Consider the following 8,759-nt stretch of genomic DNA (forward strand, 5'->3'; position numbering starts at 1 on the left):
GGGCGCGCGCCAGGGCCGCCCGCCAGCGCGCCGCAAAACCTGAAACAGAGCCGGTCTGCATGGCCTCAATATACTGCCCGGCACCGCATTTTCCGCCTGCCGCGCGCCCCGGCCGCCACCATGCCCGAGTCCCTGCCGCCCACCATCGATCCCGTCGCCGCCGCCCGCTGGCACGCCCGCGTCGCCGAGCCCTCGCCCTGGCTGCATGAGGAAGTGGCGCGGCGCATGCAGGAGCGCCTCTCGTGGATCGTCAAGGCGCCCACCAGCTGGTGCGACTGGGACCCGCTGCGCGGCGGCACCGAAGGCCACGCCCTGGTGGCGGCGCAGCTGCCCGAGGCCGCGGTGCAGGTGGCGGAGACCTCGTCGGCGCAGGGGGAGGCGCTGGCACGGCAGCGCCTGGGCCGGCGCTGGTGGAGCCCGGCGCGCTGGACCGGCGCGCCGGTGCACTTCGGCCCGCCGGCCGAGGGCAGCGTGCAGCTGCTGTGGGCCAACATGGCGCTGCACATGGCGGCCGATCCCCAGGCGCTCATCGCCCAATGGCAACGGGCGCTGGCGGTGGACGGCTACCTGATGTTTTCCTGCCTCGGCCCGGACACGCTGCGCGAGCTGCGCGCCCTGTATGCCCGGGCGGGCTGGCCGGAGCCCGCGCACGCCTTCACCGACATGCACGACTGGGGCGACATGCTGGTGCGGGCGGGTTTTGCCGATCCGGTCATGGACATGGAGCACATCACGCTCACCTTCGCCACGCCCGGGCGGCTGCTCGCCGAGCTGCGCGGGCTGGGGCGCAACCTTCATCCGGGGCGGTTCGCCGGTCTGCGTGGGCGCCGCTGGCACCAGGAACTGCAGCGCCGCATCGGCGCCGAACTGGCCGACGCGCGCCACGGCGGCCAGCTCGCCCTGACCTTCGAGATCATCTACGGCCACGCGGTGAAGGCCCCGCCGCGCGTGCGCGTCGAGGGGCACAGCGCCGTCTCGCTCGAGGACATGCGCTCCATGCTCCGGGCGGGACGCCCCCCTGCGGCCTGAATGTGGAACGCGCGGGGTCGCGCTGTCAATGACCTCGATCAATGCGAGCTACAATAAATTTCGCTTGCGGATAGGAAGTTCGGGTCTGGCCCGCCGTTGACGGGCTGGTGCTTCGCATGCAGGGCAGGGAAGAGGGCGTGGCGCCGGTCGCGCCCCCGTTCCCTGACCGGCTGCGGTGCCCGCGCGATCCCTGGCTGCTCTCGCTCGGGGCTAACGTGTATTGCCACGCCGTCCGGGGCTGGGGCATGCTGGGCGCAGCGGAGATCGGGGCCACCCCCACCGCATCAAGGAGACAACGGGCCGCCCATGTCGCGGCCCGGATCGTGACACCACGGAACGGGCGCCTGCGTGCCCGGCCCGACGGCGATCGGTCGACTGGGGTTTGGAAGCAAAGTGAGAACTATGAAACACATTTCCAACAGGCTGGGCTCTTCGCTGCTGGTGCTCTGTGCATGGCTTGCCACGTCGGCCCATGCGGTACAGGACCTTCCCGGGGGTCCGGCGGTCAAGCAGCTCAACCTGGCGCCCCCGGTGACCCGGATCGCGCAGGAGCAGCATTTCCTGCACTGGATGCTGCTGGTGGTGTGCACCATCATCTTCCTTGGCGTGTTCGGTGTGATGTTCTATTCCATCTGGCACCACCGCAAGTCGCGCGGCGCGTAGGCCGCCAACTTCCACGAGTCCGTCACCGTCGAGGTCGCCTGGACCGTCATTCCCTTCATCATCGTGGTCCTGATGGCGTTGCCCGCCACCAAGGTGCTGGTCGCGCAGAAGGACACGACCAACGCCGACCTCACCGTCAAGGCCACCGGCTACCAATGGAAGTGGGGCTACGACTACATCTCCGGCGAGGGCGAAGGCCTGGCCTTCATCTCGACGCTCGACAGCAGCCACCGCCAGATGTCCGACAGCGGCGACGTCTCCAACGCCCCGGTGGACTACCTGCTCAAGGTGGACAACCCGCTGGTCGTGCCGGTGGGCAAGAAGGTGCGCGTCATCACCACCGCCAACGACGTGATCCACTCCTTCATGGTGCCGGCCTTCGGCATCAAGCAGGACGCCATTCCCGGCTTCGTGCGCGACACCTGGTTTCGCGCCGAGAAGGTGGGCGACTACTACGGGCAGTGCGCCGAGCTGTGCGGCAAGGAGCACGCCTACATGCCGATCCATGTGAAGGTGGTCTCCGCGCCCGAATACACCGCCTGGGTGGCCGAACAGAAGAAGAAGGCCGCCGCGCGCCAGGACGATCCGAACAAGGTCTGGGCGCTGGCCGACCTGCTGCCGCGCGGCGAGAAGGTCTATGCCGCCAACTGCGCCGCCTGCCACCAGGCCAACGGCAAGGGCGCCGGGCCGATCAAGCCGCTCGACGGCTCGGCCATCGTGCTCGACGAGGACCACACCAAGCAGATCCAGATCCTGCTGCACGGCGCTGCCGGCGGCGCCATGCCTTCCTGGGCGCAGCTGAGCGACACCGACCTGGCGGCCGTGGCGAGCTACACCAAGAATGCCTGGAGCAACAAGACCGGCCAGGTCGTGCAGCCGGCCGAGATCGTCGCCCAGCGCGGCAAGTAAGCACCCCGCAACGCCCAACGCATCGAGGAAACGAGTCATGAGCGCAGTTCTGGACAACCACGGGCACGGTGGCGCGGGCCACGCACACGGTGCGCACGACCACCACGCAGCGCCCTCGGGGTGGCGCCGCTGGGTCTACGCGACCAACCACAAGGACATCGGTACGCTGTACCTGCTGTTTTCCTTCACCATGCTGATGATCGGCGGCATCCTGGCCCTGCTGATCCGCGCCGAGCTGTTCGAGCCCGGCCTGCAGCTGGTCAACCCCGAGCTGTTCAACCAGCTGACCACCATGCACGGCATCATCATGGTGTTTGGCGCCATCATGCCGGCCTTCGTGGGCTTTGCGAACTGGATGCTGCCGCTGCAGATCGGCGCGTCCGACATGGCGTTCGCGCGCATGAACAACTTCAGCTTCTGGCTGCTGGTGCCCGCCGCCATCATGCTGGTCAGCTCGTTCTTCATGCCCGGCGGCGCCCCGGCCGCGGGCTGGACCATGTACGCGCCGCTCACCCTGCAGATGGGCCCGTCCATGGACGTGGCGATCTTCTCGCTGCACATCATGGGCGCCAGCTCCATCATGGGCGCGATCAACATCATCGTGACCATCCTGAACATGCGCGCGCCGGGCATGACGCTCATGAAGATGCCCATGTTCTGCTGGACCTGGCTGATCACCGCCTACCTGCTGATCGCCGTGATGCCGGTGCTGGCCGGCGCCATCACCATGACGCTCACCGACCGGCATTTCGGCACCAGCTTCTTCAACGCCGCCGGCGGCGGTGACCCGATCATGTACCAGCACATCTTTTGGTTCTTCGGCCACCCCGAGGTCTACATCATGATTCTGCCGGCGTTCGGCATCGTCAGCCAGGTGGTGCCGGCCTTCAGCAGGAAGCGCCTGTTCGGCTACGCCTCGATGGTGTATGCCGTGGCGGCGATCGCCATCCTGTCGTTCATCGTCTGGGCGCACCACATGTTCACCACCGGCATGCCGGTGACGGGCCAGCTGTTCTTCATGTACGCCACCATGCTGATCTCCGTGCCCACGGGCGTGAAGATCTTCAACTGGACGGCGACCATGTGGCGCGGCTCCATGACTTTCGAGACGCCCATGCTGTGGGCGGTGGGCTTCATCTTCGTGTTCACCATCGGCGGCTTCACCGGCCTGATCGTGGCGGTGGCGCCGCTGGACGTGCAGCTGCAGGACACCTACTACGTGGTGGCGCACTTCCACTACGTGCTGGTGGCGGGCTCGCTGTTCGCGCTGTTTGCCGGCTACTACTACTGGGCGCCCAAGTGGACCGGCGTGATGTACAGCGAGACACGCGGCAAGATCCACTTCTGGCTGTCGATGATCACCTTCAACATCACCTTCTTCCCGATGCACTTCCTGGGGCTGGCCGGCATGCCGCGCCGCTACGCCGACTACCCCATGCAGTTCACCGACTTCAACATGCTCGCCTCGGTCGGTGCCTTCGGCTTCGGGCTGATGCAGGTGTACTTCTTCCTGTTCGTGGTGTTGCCGGCCATGCGCGGGCGCGGCGCGCCGGCGCCGCAGCGCCCCTGGGAGGGGGCCGAGGGGCTGGAGTGGGAGGTGCCTTCGCCAGCGCCCTTCCATACCTACGAGGTGCCCCCGAAGCTCGACGCCACCGCCACGCGCGTGGTCGGCTGAAGGTCCGAACGCCCAGGAGGACGATGCCATGCCCCTGCCCGAAGACAAGCGCAAGGCCAACCTGCGACTGGCGCTGATCCTGGTGTCGCTGGCGCTGGTGTTCTTCCTCGGCTTCCTGCTGCGCATGACCTGGCTGGGGTGAAGGAAGGGATGAAGCGATGGGTGTGAAGCACGAGAACCTGCGCATGGTCGGCAAGCTGGCCGTCATCACGCTGGGCATGTTCGCCTTCGGCTACTCCCTCATCCCCATCTACAAGCGCATCTGCGAGGCGACGGGCATCAACATCCTGACGCTGTCGGAGCGCCTGGTGCCGGGCAACGGGACGGCCGGGCCGCTCACGCGGGTGCCGGTCAACACCCAGGTCGACAAGAGCCGCACCATCACCGTGGAGTTCGACGCGAACGCGCGCGGCCCGTGGGACTTCAAGCCGGCGCAGCGCTCGATCCAGGTGCATCCGGGCGAGCTCGCCACCGTGATGTACACCTTCCAGAACGTGCAGAACCGCCGCATGGCGGCGCAGGCCATCCCGAGCTACGCACCGCGCCAGGCGGCGCCGCACTTCACCAAGCTGGAGTGCTTCTGCTTCAGCCAGTACACGCTGGACCCGGGCGAGAAGAAGGAATGGCCGGTGGCCTTCGTGATCGATCCGCGCCTGTCCAAGGACGTGACCACCATCACCCTGTCCTATACCTTCTTCGAGGTCGGCGGCCGCACGCCGGCTGCGCCTGCCCCGGCCGCCGCTGCCGCGCCTGTTGCCCAGACCGCGGAGGCCGGCACATGAGCGGACCCGAGGACGACCGCCACGCCCCGCTGCCGCCGCGCGCGTCGCTGGCGCGCTCGGTGCGCGCCGTGGCGTGGTCGCTGATCGGGCTGCGCGCCGGCAAGGAATACCGGCGCGACCTGCAGAGCATCCACCCGCTGCACATCGTGCTGGTGGGGCTGCTGGCGCTGTTCGGCTTCGTGTTGCTGTTGATCGCCGTGGTCAAGTGGGTGGCCTGAAGGGCACCGGCGCGAGCGCGGGCAGGCGGTGAGTGAGTGAATGGACGGAGACCACCAGAACTTTGAGACCGAGGAGCTGACATGAGTGCAACCACCCCAGGCGCCACGCCCTACTACTACGTCCCGTCGGAGTCGCGCCACCCGGTGCTCGCCGCCATCGGCCTGTTCTTCGTGATCCTTGGCGCGAGCCAGTGGATCAACGGCCAGCAATGGGGCAAGTGGACCTTCTGGTTCGGCATCGCCTGGTGGCTGTTCGTGCTGTTCCAGTGGTTCCGCGAGGCCGCGCGCGAGAGCGAGCGCGGTCTCTACGGGCGCAAGATCGACCTGTCCTACCGCTGGAGCATGAGCTGGTTCATCTTCTCGGAGTGCATGTTCTTCGGCGCCTTCTTCACGGCCCTGTGGTGGGCGCGCGCGCATTCGGTGCCGGAACTGGGCAACGTCGAGAACGCCTTGATCTGGTCGGACTTCAAGTCCGTCTGGCCGAGCGTCGCGGCCGGCGCGACGGCCTCGCCGGCAGGCACCGTGGAGCCCTTCGAGACCGTCGGCCCGTTCTGGCTGCCGACCATCAACACGGCGCTGCTGCTGACCTCGGGCGTCACGCTGACCATCGCGCACCACGCGCTGCGCCTGGGCCAGCGCGCCCGAACCATCGCCTTCATGTGGATCACGGTGCTGCTGGGCGTCACCTTCCTGATCGTGCAGGGCTACGAGTACTACCACCTCTACACCGAGCTGAACCTGAAGATGAGCTCGGGGGTGTTCGGCTCCACTTTCTTCCTGCTCACGGGCTTCCACGGCTTCCACGTCTTCGTGGGCATGCTGATGCTGTTTTTCATCACGCTGCGGCTGCAGAGCGGCCATTTCACGGCCGAGCGCCATTTCGGCTTCGAGGGCGCCGCCTGGTACTGGCATTTCGTGGACGTGGTGTGGCTCGGCCTGTACATCCTGGTGTACTGGATGTGACATGGATGCCCGGGCAGACCCTGGCATGAAAAAAGCGCCGCCAGGCGCTTTTTCTTTCCGCTGCGAGGCGCGGGGCGGGGCTTCAACCGCCCGAGGAGCGCAGCCCGGTCGGCTGGATATAGCCCAGCTTCCAGGCGGCCAGCACGCACAGGAACAGCGCCACCGACAGGCCCACGCGCAGCGCGAGCGACCAGGCCATGCGCGCGCTGCGCTGGCGGTCGTCCTCGCCCGGCTGGCTGCCACGCATCATGAAGAACAGCGCCGAGCCCAGGCTGGCGAGGATGGCGAGAAAGGCCAGGGCAACGAGGATCTTCATGGTGGCGTCCATGCCCGCATGGGGGCGCTGCCAGCGAGGCGGCGCGGCCGGGCGCAAGGGTGATGAACGGGAATTATCCGGCCGAACGCGCTTCGCTGCGCGCCGACGGGCGTTTCTGGCTGGTAACCCTGGTGACGGTCGCCGCCGTGGCCGGCACGGCGGCGCTCGGGCGCTGGCAACTAGCGCGGGCGGCGCAGAAGCAGGCGCTGCAGGCGCAGATGGATGCGCGCGCCGCCGAGCCGCCCGTGGGGGCCAGGGAGCTTGCGGCGGCCGCAGCGGACTCCGCCGGGGCCTCGGGACTGGTGCATCGGCGGGTCGAATTGCAGGGGCAGTGGCTGCCGGAGCACACCGTCTTCCTGGACAACCGGCAGATGCACGGGCGGCCCGGTTTCTATGTGCTCACGCCGCTGCGCCTGCAGGGCGCGGCCGGCGCGCCGGTGGTGCTGGTGCAGCGCGGCTGGGCGCCGCGCGACTGGCAGGAGCGCACGCGGCTGCCCGAGGTCCCGACCCCGCACGCGCAAGTGCGGCTGCAGGGACGGGTCGCCGCAGAGCCGGGGCGGCTGTACGAGCTCGGTCCCGATCGCGCCCCCGAGGCGGGCGGCCGCATCCGGCAGAATCTGCAGATCGCCGCCTTTGCCGCCCAGACCGGGCTGCCGCTGTTGCCGCTGACGGTGCTGCAGACCGGCGCGGCCTCCGAGGGGCTGGAGCGCGCGTGGCCGGCGGTGGACAATGGCGTGGACAAGCATTACGGCTACGCGTTTCAATGGTTCGGGCTCTGTGCCCTGGTGTCGATCCTGTATGTCTGGTTCCAAATCGTGCGGCGCGTCCGGCGCCGCCAGCCCTGAAGGGGTGCACATGCGATCCGGGCAGCAACCCCTGGGACTGACCGTGCACGAGTTGCCGGCCGCCGGCGAGGCGCTGGCGCGGCTGGAGCGCTCGCGGCGCGGGCGCTGGCAGATGATCGGCCTGCTGCTGTTCTGCGCGGCGCCGGTCATCGCCTCCTACTTCACCTACTACGTGATCCGCCCGGAGGGGCGGCGCAACTTCGGCGAGCTGATCGAGCCGCAGCGCCCGATGCCGCAGGCGCTCGGCGCGCGCGGCCTCGACGGCGCGCCGCACCTGCTGGGAGAGCTGCGTGGCCAGTGGCTGCTGCTGAGTGCGTCGGACGCCGAATGCGACGCCGACTGCCGCAACAACCTGTACCTGCAGCGCCAGCTGCGCGAGAGCATGGGCCGCGAGAAGGAGCGCGTGGACTGGGTCTGGCTGGTCACGGACGACGCGCCGGTGCCGGCCGACATCGCACCGGCGGTCGCCCAGGCAACGGCGCTGCGCGTGGACCGCGACCAGCTCGGGCAATGGCTCGCCCCGGCGCCCGGCGAGGGACTGGGGGCTCACATCTACGTGGTCGATCCCTTCGGGAACTGGATGATGCGCTTTCCCGCGCGGCTCGACCGCAAGGGCGCGGCCCAGGCCAAGCGCGACCTGGACCGCCTGCTGCGCGCCTCGGCGTCCTGGGACCGGCCCGGGCGCAGCGAAACGGCGGGGCGCTGATGCCGGGCCAGCCGCTCTACGACCTGGCGCCGGTGCTGGAACTGATGGCGCTCGGGACGGCGATCGCGCTGCTGCCGCTGGTCTGGGTGTGGCGCCGCAACCGCGGGCGCGGCGGGCGCGCGCGCCTGCAGGCGCTGACCGTGCTGACGCTGTTCCTGACCTTCGACCTGGTGCTGTTCGGCGCCTTCACCCGGCTGACGGACTCGGGCCTGGGCTGCCCCGACTGGCCCGGCTGCTACGGCAGCGCCAGCCCGGTCGGGGCGCGCGCGCAGATCGACGCGGCGCAGCAGGCCTTGCCCAGCGGGCCGGTCACGCTGGGCAAGGCCTGGGTCGAGATGGTGCACCGCTACCTGGCGACCGGTGTGGGCGTGCTGATCATCGTCCTGACAGCCCTGGCTTGGCGCGAATGGCGGCGCTGGCGGCGTGCGCCGGGCGGGCAGGAGCCTCCCTTGAGCCCGTGGTGGGCGACGGCCACGCTGGTCTGGGTCTGCCTGCAGGGCGCTTTCGGCGCGCTCACGGTCACCATGCGCCTGTTTCCCGCCATCGTCACCCTGCACCTGCTGGGCGGGGTCGTGCTGCTGGCGCTGCTGTGCGTGCAGGCGGTGCGCCAGGGGGCGGAGCGCGGCGCGCTGGCCGCGCTGCCGGTCTGGCTG

10 protein-coding genes and 1 pseudogene are annotated in these 8,759 nt (G+C 69.1%); 10 read left to right on the top strand and 1 reads right to left on the bottom strand.

Translation table 11 applies throughout. The annotated features are described in order from the left end of the window. Nucleotides 1-120 precede the first annotated feature (120 nt). From A612_RS12815 to A612_RS12840, 7 genes and pseudogenes are all read left to right on the top strand, one after another. The gene (locus A612_RS12815) at nt 121-1,029 is read left to right on the top strand and encodes a methyltransferase domain-containing protein (RefSeq protein WP_019374864.1); all 909 of its coding nucleotides are present in this window, start codon (nt 121-123) and stop codon (nt 1,027-1,029) included. 402 nt (nt 1,030-1,431) lie between these two features. Then, nucleotides 1,432-2,601: pseudogene (gene coxB, locus A612_RS12820) on the top strand (cytochrome c oxidase subunit II). Nucleotides 2,602-2,638: 37 nt separating this feature from the next. Continuing rightward, nucleotides 2,639-4,276: a cytochrome c oxidase subunit I gene (gene ctaD, locus A612_RS12825; RefSeq protein ID WP_019374867.1), complete on the top strand. Its 1,638-nt coding sequence runs from the start codon at nt 2,639-2,641 to the stop codon at nt 4,274-4,276. A gap of 28 nt (nt 4,277-4,304) precedes the next feature. Then, nucleotides 4,305-4,418: a cytochrome oxidase small assembly protein gene (locus A612_RS18010; RefSeq protein ID WP_019374868.1), complete on the top strand. Its 114-nt coding sequence runs from the start codon at nt 4,305-4,307 to the stop codon at nt 4,416-4,418. Between the two features lie 16 nt (nt 4,419-4,434). Then, nucleotides 4,435-5,058 (top strand): cytochrome c oxidase assembly protein, encoded by a 624-nt coding sequence (locus tag A612_RS12830; protein WP_019374869.1) that lies wholly within the window; start codon nt 4,435-4,437, stop codon nt 5,056-5,058. Further along, the gene (locus A612_RS12835) at nt 5,055-5,276 is read left to right on the top strand and encodes a DUF2970 domain-containing protein (RefSeq protein ID WP_019374870.1); all 222 of its coding nucleotides are present in this window, start codon (nt 5,055-5,057) and stop codon (nt 5,274-5,276) included. The genes A612_RS12830 and A612_RS12835 overlap by 4 nt, the downstream gene beginning before the upstream one ends. An 81-nt stretch (nt 5,277-5,357) precedes the next feature. After that, complete coding sequence (locus tag A612_RS12840; RefSeq protein ID WP_019374871.1) at nt 5,358-6,239, top strand: cytochrome c oxidase subunit 3; 882 nt, start codon at nt 5,358-5,360, stop codon at nt 6,237-6,239. 82 nt (nt 6,240-6,321) lie between these two features. Here A612_RS12840 and A612_RS12845 read toward each other — a convergent pair whose 3' ends face one another. Further along, a complete protein-coding gene (locus A612_RS12845) occupies nt 6,322-6,555 on the bottom strand; it encodes a twin transmembrane helix small protein (RefSeq protein WP_173370372.1) in 234 nt (77 codons plus the stop codon). 62 nt (nt 6,556-6,617) lie between these two features. Between A612_RS12845 and A612_RS12850 the strand changes: the two genes are divergently transcribed. From A612_RS12850 to A612_RS12860, 3 genes are all read left to right on the top strand, one after another. Beyond that, complete coding sequence (locus A612_RS12850) at nt 6,618-7,400, top strand: SURF1 family protein (protein WP_019374873.1); 783 nt, start codon at nt 6,618-6,620, stop codon at nt 7,398-7,400. 10 nt (nt 7,401-7,410) lie between these two features. Next, a complete protein-coding gene (locus A612_RS12855) occupies nt 7,411-8,106 on the top strand; it encodes a hypothetical protein (RefSeq protein WP_019374874.1) in 696 nt (231 codons plus the stop codon). Then, the coding region (locus A612_RS12860; RefSeq protein WP_019374875.1) for a COX15/CtaA family protein at nt 8,106-8,759 on the top strand (654 nt) is incomplete at its 3' end. The genes A612_RS12855 and A612_RS12860, both read left to right, overlap by 1 nt.

The sequence above is a fragment of the Melaminivora alkalimesophila genome (assembly GCF_000282995.1).
GTDB lineage: Bacteria > Pseudomonadota > Gammaproteobacteria > Burkholderiales > Burkholderiaceae_C > Melaminivora > Melaminivora alkalimesophila.